This window comes from Brachybacterium sp. YJGR34 (assembly GCF_003347015.1).
Classification (GTDB): Bacteria; Actinomycetota; Actinomycetes; order Actinomycetales; family Dermabacteraceae; genus Brachybacterium.
Map to the genome: position 1 here is coordinate 404,293 of NZ_PNFB01000001.1, position 14,555 is coordinate 418,847.

Below are 14,555 nucleotides of genomic sequence, written 5' to 3' on the forward strand. Positions count from 1 at the left end.
AGAAAGGTGCAGTTCCGTACCGTCCGATGCTCGGATCTGGTTCGGAACTGCACCTCTTCTCTCGGCCCGACGGGCCGACGGGCCGACGGGCCGACGGGCCGACGGGCCGCTGGCTCGCCGGCCGGTCGGCGCGACCGGCCGGTTCCGCGCCTTCGGGACGCGGGGTCAGCTCACAGCGACGTGCTGGGCGTGACGGGCACGTCCTCCGGGAGGACCTCGGCGAACTCCTCGAGCATCGCCAGCCCGCCGCCCTCCTCCCAGTCCTTGACCGCGGACTGGAAGTCGTCGATCGACTTGCGGCCCTGGATGACGTCGCTGATCACGTCGTTCAGGCGGGCCGAGATCTCTGCCCCCTTCTCCGAGCTGGTGTCCGAGTAGAGGCCGTTGGTGGGACGGCGCATCATCAGCTCCAGCAGCTCCTGCTCCTTGCCGTAGATGTACTCGGAGTCCGAGGGGATGGGGTTGTAGATGACCCCCTCGCCGGCCGTCATGATCTCCAGCGCGCTGCGCAGGCCCGGGACGTCCGCCGCGGCGCTCTCGGTGGCGACGTAGTTGCCGTCCTCGAGCCTGTAGTCCTCGCCCTCGGTGCCGAAGGTCTTCTGCATGTACTCGACGGTGCCGAAGGGGGCGGAGAGGTAGTTGACCAGGCTGAGCAGCTCGCGGATGCGGCCTTCGTCGTCCGTCTGCCGGAAGGGCGTGAAGCCCACGGTGCCGTACCCCATGTCGTACACCGGGCGCCGGCCCTCGACCGCGGAGAACGGGACCAGGATCTCGGCGAGGAGCTCGTCGTTGTACCGCCGGTACTCCGAGGCGCCCCGGGGGCCCACGGAGACCAGCGAGGCGATGGTGCCGTTGGAGAAGTCCTGCGCGGTCTCCGCGTGGTTGAGATCGGGGTAGAAGACGCCCGCGGCGAACACCGTCGCGGCGTACTCGAGGGCCTCGAGGTACTCGTCGGTCTGGTACATCGAGGTGAGGGTGCGGTCCTCGTTGACCCGGTACTGGTTGGGCACCCCGAACCACTCGCCGAACATGTGCAGGGCATTGGGGAGGAACGGCTCGAGCGCCCAGCGCTGGCCCGGGATCGTGATCTCCTGGCACTTCTCGAGGAACTCCGCGGCGCTGGAGGACTGGAACCCGTCCACCTCCTCCCACACCGTGGGATTGCCGAGGTAGACCTGGCCGAAGGGGGTCGAGGGGATCGGGGCGCCCCAGATCCGTCCGTTGACCACCGCGGTGCGCCACGAGCTGGGGGTGAGCGCGGCGAGGTTCGGGTACTCCAGCACCGCATCGCCCGAGAGGTACTCGGTGAGATCCGTGAACTGCGCCTCGAGCATGGGGCCGATGTTCGGGATGCCCTGGTTCGGCGGCACCCACATGAGATCCGGCAGATCGCCGGAGGCGAGGATGGTCGCGAACTTCTCCGGGTAGGAGTCGATGACGATGTCGAGATCGAGCGTGCCGCCCAGCGCCTCGTTCAGCCGCTGCCACATGCCGTTGTCGGCCATCGGGGTGGGCGGGGTGGCGAAGGTCTGGGTCAGCGCGGTGATCGTCCCGGACGTGATCGGCGGGGCGTCCGTGGTGGTCAGGAGGGACTCGGGGGCCTTGAGGTAGACGTTGTGCAGTCCGTCCTCGTTGCCCTCGAGGTCCGGGGTGAGTCCCTCGAGGGGCTGATAGGTGGGCAGCGTGAGCTCGGCGGAGGCGCCGGCGCCCCCGTCGGCCCGGCTGCTGTCGCCGCCGCAGGACGCGGCGCCGGCGGCGACCGCCGCGGCGCCGGTGAGGGTGAGGAGGTCTCGTCGACGGATCTCGAAGCGCATCCGGGGGTCCTTTCGTGGTGTGCGCACCGCTGCGCACGGGGAGGGGAGGACGGGCGCGTCAGCCCTTGATGGCGCCGGTGATGACGCCCTTGGAGAAGTACTTCTGGAGGAACGGGTAGATCGCCACGATCGGCGCCAGTGCCACGACGACGACGGCCATCTTGATCGACTGCGGCGGCGCGGACTGCTGGACGCCGAGCTGGTCGGCCGTGAGCGAGGTGCCCTGGATGACGTAGCTGCGCAGGATCATCTGGATCGGCCACAGCGACTGGTCGTTGATGTAGAGCATCGCGTTGAAGAACGAGTTCCAGAACCCGACGGCGTAGAACAGGCCCACCACCGCGATGACCGCCTTCGACAGCGGCAGCACGATCGAGCGCAGGATCCGGAAGTCGCTCGCGCCGTCGATCCGAGCGGCCTCGGTGAGCTCCGTGGGGATCCCCATGAAGAAGGAGCGCATCACGATGAAGTTGAATCCCGCGAAGACGCCCGGGAGGATCAGCGACCACACCGAGTCGAGCAGGCCCAGCTGCTTGACCATGAGGAACATGGGGATCAGGCCCGGGGTGAAGAACAGGGTCAGGATGATCGCCATGAGCATGACCTTCCCGCCCAGCACGGGGCGGCTCAACGCATAGGCCATGCAGATCGTCACGAACAGCGCGAGCAGGGTGCCCACCACGGTGATGAACACGCTGACGCCCAGGGCGCGGAAGACCAGCGGGCTCGCGAAGATCGTGCGGTAGGCCTCGAGCGAGGGGTCGGTCGGGAACAGCACGTATCCGCCGGCCTCCCGGATCTGCTCGCCGGAGGCGAAGGAGGTGGAGACCACCACGAGCATCGGCACCAGGACGGCCAGGCTGATCGTGACGATGACGATGCCCTTGGCGATGGCCAGCGGGCGGCTCGGCGCCTCCATCCACGCGGGTCGCTCGGAGTGCCCGGCGACGGTGCCCCAGAGCCGGCGGTGGAGGCTCTGACGCCGCGACGTCGCGGCCGACGGACGGGCTGGGCGCTCGCCGGGGGGCTCGGCGGCCCCGCTCCTGACGGCCCCGTGCCGGGGATCGGTCGAGGTGCTCACTGGGGCCTCCCGCGGTAGATGCCGTCCTCGCCGAGCATGTGCGCGACCTTGTTGGCGACGAGGATGAGGATGGTGCCGACGACGCCCTTGGCCAGGCCGGCGGCGGCGCCCATCGACCAGTCGCCGCCGATGACGCCCGTGTAGTAGGCGTAGGTGTCCAGGACCTCGGCGGTGTCCGCCCCCACCGCATCGCGCTGCAGGATGAACTGCTCGAAGCCCACGGTGAGGATCGATCCCAGGTTGAGGATCAGCAGCAGCACGATGACCGGCCGCATGCCCGGCAGGGTGATGTGCCAGGCGCGGCGGACGCGGCCGGCGCCGTCGACCGCGGCGGACTCGTAGAGCGACTGGTCGATCGCCGCGAGGGCCGCGAGGAAGATGATCATCCCCCAGCCGGCGTCCTTCCAGGCGATCTCGGCGACGATCAGCAGCGGGAAGGTGTCCGCGCTGGTCATGAAGGGGACTGGGTCGATCCCGGCGCGGCCCAGGAACTGGTTGATCAGACCCGCCCCGCCCAGCATCTGCTGGAACAGGGCGATGACGAGCACCCACGAGAGGAAGTGCGGCAGGTACACGATCGACTGGAAGGCTCGGCGCAGTCGCAGGCTCATCATCGAATCGACGACCAGGGCCAGCAGGATCGGCAGCGGGAAGAACAGCACCAGCTGGAACGCCGCGTAGACCAGCGTGTTGCGCAGGGCCAGGAGGAACCGTGGGTCCTCGAACAGCTCGACGAACTTCTCGAACCCCACGAACGGGGCCTCGGCGATCGTGTAGTAGGGCTGGTAGTCCTGGAAGGCGATGACGTTGCCGAGGATCGGGATGTAGAAGAACAGCAGCAGCGCGAGGCCGCCGGGGATCATCAGCACGAGCATCTGCCAGTCCCGCCGCAGGCGGGAGCGCAGCGAGTTGCGGCGACGGCGGCGTGCCGTCGCCTCGGAACTGCTGGTCATCGCCCGGGGCGGCGGCGCCGGCGGCGACGCGGTGGATGAGGTGGTCACGCGGTCGGTCCTCTCGGTCTGGCGCGCGGCAGAGCGCCTCGGTGCGCTCCCCGGGGCTCGGCGCCTTGACAGGGTGCGACCGACAGTAAATGCTTTCACCAGTGATGTACAGCATGTCCGCCACGCGGCACGCCGCCCCCCATCTCGCCGTCCCGCGCGATGATCGGCCGTGCACCCGCCCCCTCGTCGAAAGTGGTCCTCCCCATGACTGACCTGAAGATCGGAGTGATCGGCTTCGGTGCCCGCGGCGGTCTCGCCCGTCACGCCCACACCCCCGGGGAGGGATCGCGCGTCACGGTGGTCGCGGATCCGACGCCGCGCAGCAAGGACACGGCGCGCGAGCTCTTCGGCGAGGACGTCGCCACGGTCGACGGCGTCGACCAGCTGCTGGCCGAGCACGAGGTCGACGCGGTGATGATCCTGACCCCCGACTTCGCCCACGCGGAGGTCGCGCTGAAGACGCTCGGCGCCGGGGTCCCCACCTTCTCGGAGAAGCCGATGGCGATCTCCGTGGAGGACACCGATGCGATGCTCGCGCTCGCGATGGAGAAGCGCACCCGGCTGTTCGTCGGCCACAACATGCGCCACATGCCGGTGATCCGCCAGATGAAGGAGATCGTCGACTCCGGGCGGATCGGCCGTGTCCGCGCGATCTGGTGCCGCCATTTCGTGGGCACCGGCGGCGACTTCTACTTCAAGGACTGGCACGCCGAGCGCGCGAAGGCCATGAGCCTGCTGCTGCAGAAGGGCGCCCACGACATCGACGTCATCCACTGGCTGGCCGGCGGCTACACGCGCCGCGTCTCCGGGATCGGGGACCTCGCCGTCTACGGCGACATCACCGATCGGCGCGACAACTCCGATCGCCGGATGGGTGACTGGTACGACGCCGACATCTGGCCGCCGACGGCGCAGAAGGAGCTCAACCCCGTCATCGACGTCGAGGACATCTCGATGCTGAACATGACGCTGGACAACGGTGTGCTCGCCTCCTACGAGCAGTGCCACTTCACACCGGACTACTGGCGCAACTACACCGTCATCGGTGACGCGGGCCGGATCGAGAACATGAGCGACGGCGCCGGCGGCCAGATCCATCTCTGGGAGTCCCGGCGCTCCGGCCCCGGCGCGCCCGACGCGGTCGAGGTCATCGCCCGCGCGAGCGGCGGCCACGGCGGCGCCGATCCCAGCCTGGTCGGGGAGTTCCTGCGCTTCGTCCGCGAGGGCGGCGCCACGGACGTCTCGGTGATCGCGGCCCGCGAGGCCGTCGCGACCGGCGTCTACGGCGCCGAATCGATCCGCCACGGCGGCATTCCCTACGACGTCCCGCCGGTCCCCACCGCGGTCCGGGAGTACTTCGACGGCGGGCAGGCCTGAGCGATGGGTGGCGTGCGCAACGGTGCGCCGGCGGAGCCGGCTCGTCGGCCGAACATCGTGCTGCTGGTCTCCGACGACCACGGCTTCGGGGACCTCGGGATCCGGGGCACGGACCCGGCGGTGCGCACCCCGCACCTCGACGCCCTCGCGGCCGACGGCCGGGTCTACGACCAGGCATACGTCAGCGCCCCGATCTGCTCTCCCTCGCGGGCGGGGCTGATCACCGGCGCGCACCAGGCCCGCTGGGGCGCGCACTGGTTCACCGACTCGCAGATGGCGCCCGAGGCGGTCCCGACCATCGCCGAGCAGCTGCGTGACCAGGGGTATCGCACCGGCTACTTCGGGAAGGTCCACTACGGTCCCGACGAGGAGGGCGGCCGCGCCTGCCCGCCCCATCACGGCTTCGAGACCTCCTTCTACGGGCTGGCCGCACACTCCATGGGGCGCCTGCACTACCTCCACCACTCCCGGGCCCACGAGGAGGCCTACGGGGAGGCGGCCCGGGTGCACGGGGTCTCCCCGATGTGGGAGGGCACCGAGCAGGTGGACTGCGAGCGCCACCTGACCGAGGAGTTCATCGAGCGGACCATCGCCTTCGCGGACGCCCCCGACGAGCGGCCCTTCTTCGCCATGGTCGCCTTCAACGCGGTCCACAACTTCACCTGGCAGCTGCCCCGGCACGAGCTCGACGCCCGCGGGCTCCCGCAGCACCCGGACTTCGACCCGGACACCTCCGAGTACCTCGACTGGTACGACGGCGCGGTGGAGCCGAACCTCGAGCACGGGCGCGAGTACTACCTGGCCCAGCTCGAGATCATGGACCGCGAGATCGGGCGCCTGCGCGCCCACCTCGAGGCCTCCGGCCTCGCCGAGGACACGATCATCGTCTACATGACCGACAACGGCGGCTCGCACTGTAACTACGGGAGCAACGCGCCGCTGCTGGGCTCGAAGTACACCCTGTTCGAGGGCGGCGTCCGCACCCCGATGATCCTCTCCTGGCCGGGCGTCACCACACCGGGATCGACCTCGCAGGCGCTGGTCAGCTCACTGGACCTGGCGCCGACGTTCCTCGCCGCCGCCGGCGCGGAGCGCGCGGAGGGCGCCGTGTGCGACGGGATCGACCTGCGCCCCTCCCTCGAGGACCCCGCGCGGCCCGTCCACGACGTCCTGCACTTCGACACGGGGTTCCAGTGGGCCGTGCGCACGCCGGAGTGGAAGCTGCGCTGGGCGGACCCCGGCGCACCGCAGCGGGCGAGCCTGCTGCAGGTCGAGCACACCGACATCGGGCAGGGGCTCCGGCTCAGCCCGGCCTCGCCGTCCCTCGCCGGGGTGGACGAGGCGGACGACCTGGCCGGTCAGCATCCGGAGATCGTCGAGGAGCTGACGGCCGTGCACGAGCAGTGGCTCGCGCAGATGCGGGAATCGGCCCGGGCCCTGAGGTCCTGAGCCCTCAGCCGGTGACGATGCCCTGGACGGCGAGCGCTGCGGCGACGTCGTGCCGCGTGGCGACGCCGGCGTGCAGCGGGAAGGAGGCGGCGACGAAGCCGTCGGGGCGCACCAGGTACAGGCGGTCCTCGCGCAGGTGCCCCTGCGGGTCGGGTGGGAAGGGGAGCGGTCCCTCGACCCAGTCGGGGACGGCCGGTCGTTCGGCCGAGGAGCCATAGGTGTGCAGCTGCCAGGTCATCGAGCGCAGAGCATCGGCGCTCCCGCGGTGCGGCGGGAGGCGCAGGCCGACGGCCCGGTCCGCGGCCCACGGTGGAGGGCGGTCGCCGCTCGGCGCCGAGGGGTACCGGATCCGGTACTGCCCCAGCAGCCCACCGGCATAGGTCCCCAGCCGCGTCGACAGGATCCGCGGCGCGAGCACGGCGATCACGGACCGGGCCCGGCGGCGCAGGACGGCGGTGCCGCGGCCGGGACGGGCGATCACCCCGAAGGCCCGGTCCGTCGCAGCCAGCAGGGTGAGCGCCACCGGCCGGCGCTCGGCCTCATAGCGATCCAGCGCGGAGTCCTCACGGTGCCCGGCGGCGACGTCGGCCAGCAGATGGGCGAGGTGATGGGCATCCTGCAGGCCGGTGTTCATGCCCTGGCCGCCCACCGGGGAGTGCACGTGCCCGGCATCCCCGGCGAGGAAGACGCGGCCGCGCCGGAAGCGCTCGGCGACGCGATGGTGGACCCGGTACGCGGAGAACCAGTCCACCCGCTCGTACGTGATCCCCAGGTCCTCTCGGACACCGGCGAGCGCGTCCTCCTGCTCGGGGTGCCCCGCGCCGTGCAGCCAGATCAGCCGGACATGGCCGCCCGGCCCCAGCGGGAAGGTGAGGGCGAAGCGCTCGTCCCCGACCTGGGCGGTGAGCGTGTGGTCGGGGACGCCTGCGACACCATGGAGGTCCGCGACGCAGAACGTCGCGTCGTCGGTGACGCCCTCGAAGGGCAGGCCGAGCCGATGGCGCACGGGGGAGCCGGCGCCGTCGGCCCCGATGCACCAGCGCGCCCGGATCCGCACGGGACCGTCGGGTCCGATGGCCAGCGCTTCCACCGCGTCGTCCGCGGGCTGCGCGCCGAGGGTCAGGGTGTCGAAGGAGTGCCCCCAGAGCACGGGGTGCCCCTCCTCTGCCAGGGTGCGGGACAGCAGCTCCTCGTTCCGGGACTGCTCGAAGATCTGGGCGCCGGGGAACGGGGTGGACCCCGTCTGCATCCGGGCGATGTCCACCAGGGCGGGCGCCTGCCGGGCGCTCCCGGTCCCCGCACCGCGCTCGCCCCGGATCTGGATCCGTACGGCGGAGGTGGCGCGGTCGAGCACCGCGTGAGCGAGTCCGAGCTGGTCGAAGATCTCCATGCTCCGCGCCTGCACCACCAGCGCGCGGGATTCGCGCGTCGGCCCGGACTTGCCGTCGATCACCAGGGCGCGCACGCCGCGGCGGGCCAGCACCAGTGCGGCCATCAGCCCGGTGGGTCCGGCGCCGACGACGAGCACGTCCGTCTCGAGCAGGGGTGGGACACGGGCTGTGGTCATCGCGGCACCTCGAGGACGTGGATCGACCCTGTGCGGGCCGTGGCTCCACGGTAGCCCTGTCCGACGGGGCGCGCCGGCGGGCCGCACGTCCCACCTGGCATGGGTCGGGAGTCGCGGACCGTCAGTCCCGGTCCGCTGCTCTCTCCGTCGTCCGCCCGTAGCGGCGACGGAACTTCTCGACGCGGCCGGCGGTGTCGAGCACGGTGGCCCTGCCGGTGTAGAAGGGGTGGGAGGCCGAGGAGACCTCGATGTCGATCACGGGGTACTCGCGACCGTCCTCCCAGGTCACCGTCCGCTCCGAGGTGCGGGTGGAGCGGGTGAGGAAGGAGAATCCGGCGCTCGCGTCCCGGAAGACGACGGGGTGGTAGTCGGGGTGGATGCCGTGCTTCATGGGTGCTCCTTGCGGGGTGGGTGGGTCACCAGCTGGACTTCCGGACGCCGGGCAGCTCGCCGCGGTGGGCGGTGTCGCGGACGCGGATCCGGGAGAGCCCGAAGGTTCTCAGGTGGCCGCGGGGGCGGCCGTCGATCGCGTCGCGATTCCGCAGCCGGGTGGGGCTGGCGTCGCGGGGCTGGCGCTGGAGAGCGCGCTGGGCGATCAGCTTCTCGGTCACGGGTGCGTGCGGATCCTTGATCGTGCGCTTCAGCGCCGCGCGCTGTTCGGCATGCCGGGCGACGATCTCGCGCCGACGGCGATCCGCGGCGATCTTCGAGGTCTTCGCCATCAGCGCTCCTCGCGGAACTCGACGACGGCCCGCGCGACGGGGTCGTACTTGCGCATGACCAGCCGGTCCGGAGTGTTCCGTCGGTTCTTGCTGGTCATGTAGGTGAAGCCGGTGCCGGCCGTGGAGCGCATCGTCACGATGCCGCGCACGGCGTTCTTGGTGGACATGGTGGAGGTCCTCTCAGATCTTCTCGCCGCGGGCGCGGATCTCGGCGATGACGGAGTCGATGCCGCGGCGGTCGATGATCCGGATGCCGCGAGCGGAGACCCTCAGTCGCACTCTGCGGCCGAGGGACGGGACGAGGTACGTCTTCGTCTGGATGTTGGGGTCGAAGCGGCGCGACGTGCGCCGGTGGGAGTGGGAGACGGATCGTCCGAAGCTCGGGGCAGATCCGGTGACTTGACAGTGCGAGGGCATGGAGCGGGATACTAGCTACTGAGAATCATTATCGTCAAGGGGATGCCCGGACGGGCGCCCAGTGGGAAGGAGCGGCATCGGCATGGAGGATGTCCCGGAGTTCGATCACGCGCACCCTCACGAGCGAGGGCGGCGCTCGATGCCCGTCGTCGTGCTGACCGCGGTGGACCCCGTCCTGGGGAACGCGCTGACCACGAGCCTGCTGCTGGATGCCGAGGAGGCCGTCGCCCTGCGCTACGAGCTGGTGCCCGAGTCCACCGTGCTGCGCCGCCTCGTGGTGGCGGCCGGGGGCGTGATCGAGGACGAGCGGGTGGACCTCGATCACCCCTGCGTCTCCTGCGCCATGCGCGAGGACGCGACGGCGGTGCTGGCCCGCCTCGCGCGCACACCCGGGATCGGCGCCGCGCTCCTGGCACCGCCCGGCAGCGCGGACCCCGCGGTCGTCGTCGGAGCCCTCCGCCCGCACCAGGATCTCTGGCACCTCGCCGGCGCCACCGTGGTGGTCGACGCGGACGCCGCCGTCGAGGATCTGCTCGGGGACGACACCCTCGCCGAGCGCGGCCTCAGGTGGGGCGCGGGGGATGGGCGCAGCGTCGGAGAGGCGCTCGCCGCCCAGATCGAGTTCTCGGACCGGATCGTCCTCGAGGGCGACCCCGCCGGTCCCGGCGCCGAGCTGCTCGAGCATCTTCGCGCTCCCGACCAGCACCGGGTCGAGGGTCTCTACGCGCTGGAGGCCGCGGCGCTGTTCGGCGGAGCGCTCGACCACGCCCGCGCCCTGCGCCGGCGCGACGCGCGCTGCGTCGAGCCCCACGACGGACCCGCCGTGCACGGCACCTGGACCCTCGACCTGAGCTCGCCGCGCCCCTTCCACCCGGACCGCCTGCTCGAGAACATCGAGGCGCTGGGCGGGGGCCGGCTGCGCGGCCGCGGCCGCTTCTGGGTGCCGGACCGGCCGGACAGCATCTGCCAGTGGGACGGCGCCGGCGGGCAGGTCTCGATCGGGGCGGTGTGGCGCACGGGCACCGAGCTGCCCACCACCCGCCTCGTGGTCACCGGGATCGACCCTGCGGACCGGCGCCGGGTGGCCCGCGCCTTCGAGCGCAGCCTGCTCAGCGAGCGGGAATGGGCCGACGGTCTCGCGCCGTGGCTCGGGGCGGAGGACCGCCTCGCGCCGTGGCTGGGGGAGCGCCACGGGGAGCGGCGTCCCGGCTAGGCGCCGACCGGCTCACATCGCCGCGTCCATCAGGTCCCGGGCACGGGCGTCGGGCGCGGCGAGGTCGATCTCCACGACGAAGGCGCCCTCGACGTTCCCGGCGGACGGGAGCGCGATGTCGTAGTAGGTCATCGGATCGAGGTCGTAGCCGATGTCCTGCCAGGTGACGGCGAGCGGTGCGCCGCCGGCGAGCAGGCGGGCCGCGATCGGCACCCGCTCCGCGTCCCGCGGGACGGCCAGGCGCGCGGCGCCCGTCACGGGGACGCTGAGCACGGTGAGGTAGAGCGTGTCGTCGGCGCCCGTGAGGAGCCCGCAGCGCGGCTCGGGCAGGTCGACGTGCCTCGCGTCGTAGATCGCCGCGGCGTTCTCGCGGGCGAACGCGCCCACCTCCGCCAGCACGCGGTTCTCGTGCGCGCTGAGGGCACCGTCGCCGTCGGGGCCGACGTTGATCACGAGGTTCCCGTTCATCGACCGCGCGCGCATGAGCAGCTCGATGAGGTCGTCCCCGGTCTTGAGGTACAGCCCCTCGGTGTCCCGGATGTGGCCCCAGCCGTTGGGCGGCAGCGGCATGACGCAGTCCCAGTCGTGCCCGTCCAGCATCTCGAGGTTCGGCGGCATCTTGCGCTCCCAGCCCTGCTCGTAGTCGCCCAGCAGCGCACCGGTGGAGTCGACGTGCCGGCTGCCGTGCTCGTCGCCTCGGAAGCGGGAGCCGATGATCAGCCCCGGTGCCGCGGCGCGCAGCTCCTGCTCGAGGCGATGGGTGAACTCGTGCGCGGCGACCCAGGAGGGGTCCCAGGTGCCGTCGAACCACAGCCCCTTCACGCCGGGATAGCGATCGAGCAGCTCCAGCAGCTGCGCGCGCGTGTACTGCTCGAAGCGCGCCCAGCGCTCCCGCTCCTCCTCGGTGCGCGGGACGTGGCGGACGTAATCGGGGTGGTTCCACTCCAGGACCGAGAAGTAGAGGAAGACGTCGATCCCCTCCGCCTGGTAGGCCCCGACCACCTCGCCCACGATGTCGCCGGGGTAGGGGGAGCGGGCGATCGTGGTCCCGGAGTGCTCGCTGGGCCACAGGGCGAAGCCGTCGTGATGCTTGGTGGTGAAGATGACGTAGCGCGCTCCCATCTCCTTCGCCTGCCGTGCCCACGCCCGCGCGTCGAATCCCTGCGGATCGAACTGATCGGCCAGCGCGTCGTAGACCTCGGGCCAGCCCTCGGGGGCGGTCTCGGGGTTCCACTGGCGGATCCACTCGGAGGCCGGGGCGTGCCCACGGGCGCTGCGCCCCTCCCATTCGTCGCCGAGCATCGAGTACAGGCCCCAGTGGATGAACTGCCCCAGACCGTAGGAGCGGAAGGCGCGCATCGCCTCGTCGTCGCGGCGCCCCACCAGCGGTCCGAAGCGGACGGGCTCCGTGCTGGAGGGCAGCTGTCGGTCCGCGGTCCACAGGCTGCGGGCAGAGGTCATCGTCGACTCCACTCCTCGAGGTCGGGGCGTCTGCACCGCTGGGCCTCCGGGCGGCGCCGGCGCTGATGCGAGCACTGTACGTGGCCCCGGGGCGGTGCGGGCTCCTCTGCAGCCCGCGACACGATGGCCGCAGGCAACTTCACCGTGTTATGGCCCCTCGATTCCACGGTGAAGTCGCCTGCAGCGAAGCCGGCCGGGTCGCCACGGCGTTCGCGCCCTGCTCAGCCGCGCGGCGGGGTGTCCGCCTCGTCGGGGGCGGTCTCTCGGTGGCCGCGGCGGGCCTCGCGGTCCACGATCATCAGCACGTCCGCCGGTGCGCCCTCGGCGCCGAAGGCGTGGGGGAGCATGGTGGGGAACTCCGCGCTCTGGTTCGTGGTGATGCGGTAGCGATGCTCGCCCAGCAGCAGGGTGACCGTGCCCGAGAGCACGACCATCCATTCATGCCCCGGGTGCGCGCGCATCCGTGAGAGGGCCGGCGGCGGCTCGGTGAGGCGGCGGCGCAGGACGAGGAGATCGGGGTCGTGGCGCGGCTGCCAGCGCAGCGAGTCGAGGCCGTGGTCCATCACGGGATTGGCGACCACCTCCTCGGTGTCCGTCTCGACCAGCTCGTCGAGCCCGGTGTCCAGTGCTCGGGCGAGGGTGACCAGCTGGTCCAGGGCCAGGCGCCGCTGGCCGTTCTCGATCCGGGAGAGGGTGGACTGGCTGAGGTGGGCACGGGTGGCGAGGTCCGCGAGCGAGAGGCCCTGGGCGAGTCGCAGCGCACGGATCCGCTGGCGCACCAGGCCGTCGACGGAACCAGATTCTTGCGTCATGGGCAATAGTCTATGCGCGGTGGGCATTCGGTGGCTACCGTCGTGGACATGCCTCCTCCTGGAGGCCCGCCACCACCGGAAAGGACCGAGAGATGACCTCGATCGACCACGCCCCGACCCAGTCGTCGGCCGCCCCCGTCGGCGCCGACGACGCCCTGCCCACCGACCTCGTCGATGTCGCCGTCCTCGGCGGCGGCGCCGCCGGTCTGAACGGCGCGCTCATGCTGTCCCGCTCACGCCGCTCGGTCGTGGTGATCGACAGCGGCACGCCCCGCAACGCCCCGGCCGAGGGCATCCACGGCCTGCTCGGCAACGAGGGCACGCCCCCGGCGGAGTTCCTCGCGCGCGGCCGGGCCGAGGTGCGCCAGTACGGCGGCCTCGTCGTCACCGGTGAGGTGGCCGCCGCCCGCGCCGCGGCTCCCGCGCCGGATGGCGACCTGCGCTTCGCCGTCGAGCTCACGGACGGCCGCGCTCTCACCGCACGCCGCCTCCTGATCGCGACCGGGCTGCGCGATGAGCTGCCGGACATCCCCGGCCTCGCCCAGCACTGGGGCCACGGCCTCGTCCATTGCCCCTACTGCCACGGCTGGGAGGTGCGGGACGAGCCGATCGGCGTGATCGCGACCCGCGCGGCCTCCCTCCACCAGGCGCTCATGTTCCGCCAGCTCAGCGCCGACGTCACCGTGTTCACCCACGGCTTCGCCCCGGACGAGGAGAGCCGCGGGCGCCTGGCCGCGCGCGGCGTCGCTCTGCGCGAGGAGGGGATCGAGGAGATCGTCGCCGCGGCGGGTGGCGGCATCGCAGGCGTCCGCCTCACCGGCGGCGAGCTCGTGCCGCGCGCGGTCCTGACCGTCGCGACCGTCATGGCGCCCCGCACCGACGGCCTCCAGGAGCTGGGCCTGACGATCGAGGAGATCGGCGGCGGCATGGGCACCAAGATCGCCAGCGGCTTCGCGGGGGTCACCGAGGTGCCGGGCGTGTGGGTCGCGGGCAATGCGGCGGACCCGAGCGCGCAGGTGGGCCCGTCGGCCGCCGGCGGCGCGCTCGCCGGGGGGCACATCAACGGCATGCTCGTGATGGCGGACACCGACGCGGCGGTGGCCGCGCGCCGGGCCGAGGCCGCCTAGGTCCACCCCGCCGCGCGGCGGACATCGGGACAGCACCGGGCCGCCCCCTCCGAGGTCTCGGAGAGGGCGGCCCGGTGATGTGCGGTCCGGCTCAGCGCCGACCGGCTCCCACCGTCTCGCGCTCGGCCTGGCGCGCATGGTGCGCGGCGGAGGACAGATCCACCTCGATGACCGGGTAGATGTTGCCGTCCTCCCAGGTGGTCGAGAGGTGCGAGGTGCGGGTGGAGCGGGACAGGTACCTCACGCCGGCGCTCTGGTCGCGGAAGACGACCGGGTGGGGCGTGGGACGGGTGGAATGCTTCGTACGGTTCTTCATGGTTCTCCTTCGGCGCCGACCGGGGGTCGGCGCATGGCGTCGCCGGCAGGGCCGACGAGGTGTCGTGGGTGCTGGACTCTCACCAGCGAGGTGTCGTGTCTCGGGGACGCAGCCCGGATGGGCGGGTCCCCGGAAGCGCACATGCACCCGGCGGTCTGTCCGCGTGTGGTCGCGGAACGAGGGCCGTTCGATGCACGG

At 71.8% G+C, this 14,555-nt stretch carries 15 protein-coding genes; 4 read left to right on the forward strand and 11 right to left on the reverse strand.

Annotated elements, in window-relative coordinates:
* Positions 1-170 precede the first annotated feature (170 nt).
* The 3 genes from CXH06_RS01740 to CXH06_RS01750 all read right to left on the reverse strand — a co-directional run bounded on the left by CXH06_RS01740 (position 171) and on the right by CXH06_RS01750 (position 3,848).
* Positions 171-1,814 (reverse strand): sugar ABC transporter substrate-binding protein, encoded by a 1,644-nt coding sequence (locus CXH06_RS01740; protein WP_114853417.1) that lies wholly within the window; start codon positions 1,812-1,814, stop codon positions 171-173.
* A 58-nt stretch (positions 1,815-1,872) separates the two neighbouring features.
* Positions 1,873-2,733 (reverse strand): carbohydrate ABC transporter permease, encoded by an 861-nt coding sequence (locus tag CXH06_RS01745; RefSeq protein WP_157975558.1) that lies wholly within the window; start codon positions 2,731-2,733, stop codon positions 1,873-1,875.
* 158 nt (positions 2,734-2,891) lie between these two features.
* On the reverse strand, positions 2,892-3,848 hold the full coding sequence (locus CXH06_RS01750) for a sugar ABC transporter permease (RefSeq protein WP_114853468.1): 957 nt from the start codon (positions 3,846-3,848) through the stop codon (positions 2,892-2,894).
* Between the two features lie 252 nt (positions 3,849-4,100).
* On the opposite strand from CXH06_RS01750, the gene CXH06_RS01755 reads away from it, so the two are divergent.
* Entirely contained in the window at positions 4,101-5,273 is a 1,173-nt protein-coding gene (locus CXH06_RS01755) for a Gfo/Idh/MocA family protein (protein WP_157975550.1), read from the forward strand.
* A gap of 3 nt (positions 5,274-5,276) precedes the next feature.
* The gene (locus CXH06_RS01760) at positions 5,277-6,722 is read left to right on the forward strand and encodes a sulfatase (protein WP_114853420.1); all 1,446 of its coding nucleotides are present in this window, start codon (positions 5,277-5,279) and stop codon (positions 6,720-6,722) included.
* Positions 6,723-6,726: 4 nt separating this feature from the next.
* Here CXH06_RS01760 and CXH06_RS01765 read toward each other — a convergent pair whose 3' ends face one another.
* The 5 genes from CXH06_RS01765 to rpmB all read right to left on the reverse strand — a co-directional run bounded on the left by CXH06_RS01765 (position 6,727) and on the right by rpmB (position 9,428).
* Positions 6,727-8,289, reverse strand: a complete 1,563-nt coding sequence (locus tag CXH06_RS01765) for an FAD-dependent monooxygenase (protein ID WP_114853421.1) — start codon at positions 8,287-8,289, stop codon at positions 6,727-6,729.
* Between the two features lie 121 nt (positions 8,290-8,410).
* Positions 8,411-8,680, reverse strand: coding sequence for a type B 50S ribosomal protein L31 (locus CXH06_RS01770; RefSeq protein ID WP_114853422.1), 270 nt, complete (start codon positions 8,678-8,680; stop codon positions 8,411-8,413).
* Between the two features lie 25 nt (positions 8,681-8,705).
* Entirely contained in the window at positions 8,706-9,011 is a 306-nt protein-coding gene (rpsN, locus tag CXH06_RS01775) for a 30S ribosomal protein S14 (protein WP_114853423.1), read from the reverse strand.
* Positions 9,011-9,178, reverse strand: a complete 168-nt coding sequence (gene rpmG, locus CXH06_RS01780) for a 50S ribosomal protein L33 (RefSeq protein ID WP_114853424.1) — start codon at positions 9,176-9,178, stop codon at positions 9,011-9,013. Before rpmG ends, rpsN begins: the two co-directional genes overlap by 1 nt.
* Before the next feature lie 13 nt (positions 9,179-9,191).
* Positions 9,192-9,428 carry a 50S ribosomal protein L28 gene (rpmB, locus tag CXH06_RS01785; RefSeq protein WP_114853425.1) on the reverse strand — a complete coding sequence of 79 codons (237 nt, stop codon included), beginning with the start codon at positions 9,426-9,428 and terminating at the stop codon, positions 9,192-9,194.
* A gap of 82 nt (positions 9,429-9,510) precedes the next feature.
* On the opposite strand from rpmB, the gene CXH06_RS01790 reads away from it, so the two are divergent.
* The gene (locus CXH06_RS01790; RefSeq protein ID WP_232820145.1) at positions 9,511-10,641 is read left to right on the forward strand and encodes a GTP-binding protein; all 1,131 of its coding nucleotides are present in this window, start codon (positions 9,511-9,513) and stop codon (positions 10,639-10,641) included.
* A 12-nt stretch (positions 10,642-10,653) separates the two neighbouring features.
* Here the strand turns inward: CXH06_RS01790 and CXH06_RS01795 are convergent, their stop codons facing one another.
* Both CXH06_RS01795 and CXH06_RS01800 read right to left on the reverse strand, forming a co-directional pair.
* Positions 10,654-12,102, reverse strand: coding sequence for an alpha-L-fucosidase (locus tag CXH06_RS01795; protein WP_232820146.1), 1,449 nt, complete (start codon positions 12,100-12,102; stop codon positions 10,654-10,656).
* A gap of 221 nt (positions 12,103-12,323) precedes the next feature.
* Positions 12,324-12,914, reverse strand: coding sequence for a helix-turn-helix domain-containing protein (locus CXH06_RS01800; RefSeq protein WP_114853426.1), 591 nt, complete (start codon positions 12,912-12,914; stop codon positions 12,324-12,326).
* Positions 12,915-13,006: 92 nt separating this feature from the next.
* Between CXH06_RS01800 and CXH06_RS01805 the strand changes: the two genes are divergently transcribed.
* Positions 13,007-14,041 carry an NAD(P)/FAD-dependent oxidoreductase gene (locus CXH06_RS01805; RefSeq protein WP_114853427.1) on the forward strand — a complete coding sequence of 345 codons (1,035 nt, stop codon included), beginning with the start codon at positions 13,007-13,009 and terminating at the stop codon, positions 14,039-14,041.
* Positions 14,042-14,132: 91 nt separating this feature from the next.
* Here CXH06_RS01805 and CXH06_RS01810 read toward each other — a convergent pair whose 3' ends face one another.
* A complete protein-coding gene (locus CXH06_RS01810; RefSeq protein ID WP_114853428.1) occupies positions 14,133-14,357 on the reverse strand; it encodes a 50S ribosomal protein L31 in 225 nt (74 codons plus the stop codon).
* Between the last annotated feature and the right edge of the window lie 198 nt (positions 14,358-14,555).

Bases quoted from the DNA above. Each gene is read 5' to 3' on its own strand.
- CXH06_RS01740 (WP_114853417.1), bottom strand. From the start codon at position 1,814: ATGCGCTTCGAGATCCGTCGACGAGACCTCCTCACCCTCACCGGCGCC.
- CXH06_RS01745 (WP_157975558.1), bottom strand. From the start codon at position 2,733: ATGGAGGCGCCGAGCCGCCCGCTGGCCATCGCCAAGGGCATCGTCATC.
- CXH06_RS01750 (WP_114853468.1), bottom strand. From the start codon at position 3,848: ATGACCAGCAGTTCCGAGGCGACGGCACGCCGCCGTCGCCGCAACTCG.
- CXH06_RS01755 (WP_157975550.1), top strand. From the start codon at position 4,101: ATGACTGACCTGAAGATCGGAGTGATCGGCTTCGGTGCCCGCGGCGGT.
- CXH06_RS01760 (WP_114853420.1), top strand. From the start codon at position 5,277: ATGGGTGGCGTGCGCAACGGTGCGCCGGCGGAGCCGGCTCGTCGGCCG.
- CXH06_RS01765 (WP_114853421.1), bottom strand. From the start codon at position 8,289: ATGACCACAGCCCGTGTCCCACCCCTGCTCGAGACGGACGTGCTCGTC.
- CXH06_RS01770 (WP_114853422.1), bottom strand. From the start codon at position 8,680: ATGAAGCACGGCATCCACCCCGACTACCACCCCGTCGTCTTCCGGGAC.
- rpsN (WP_114853423.1), bottom strand. From the start codon at position 9,011: ATGGCGAAGACCTCGAAGATCGCCGCGGATCGCCGTCGGCGCGAGATC.
- rpmG (WP_114853424.1), bottom strand. From the start codon at position 9,178: ATGTCCACCAAGAACGCCGTGCGCGGCATCGTGACGATGCGCTCCACG.
- rpmB (WP_114853425.1), bottom strand. From the start codon at position 9,428: ATGCCCTCGCACTGTCAAGTCACCGGATCTGCCCCGAGCTTCGGACGA.
- CXH06_RS01790 (WP_232820145.1), top strand. From the start codon at position 9,511: ATGGAGGATGTCCCGGAGTTCGATCACGCGCACCCTCACGAGCGAGGG.
- CXH06_RS01795 (WP_232820146.1), bottom strand. From the start codon at position 12,102: ATGACCTCTGCCCGCAGCCTGTGGACCGCGGACCGACAGCTGCCCTCC.
- CXH06_RS01800 (WP_114853426.1), bottom strand. From the start codon at position 12,914: ATGACGCAAGAATCTGGTTCCGTCGACGGCCTGGTGCGCCAGCGGATC.
- CXH06_RS01805 (WP_114853427.1), top strand. From the start codon at position 13,007: ATGACCTCGATCGACCACGCCCCGACCCAGTCGTCGGCCGCCCCCGTC.
- CXH06_RS01810 (WP_114853428.1), bottom strand. From the start codon at position 14,357: ATGAAGAACCGTACGAAGCATTCCACCCGTCCCACGCCCCACCCGGTC.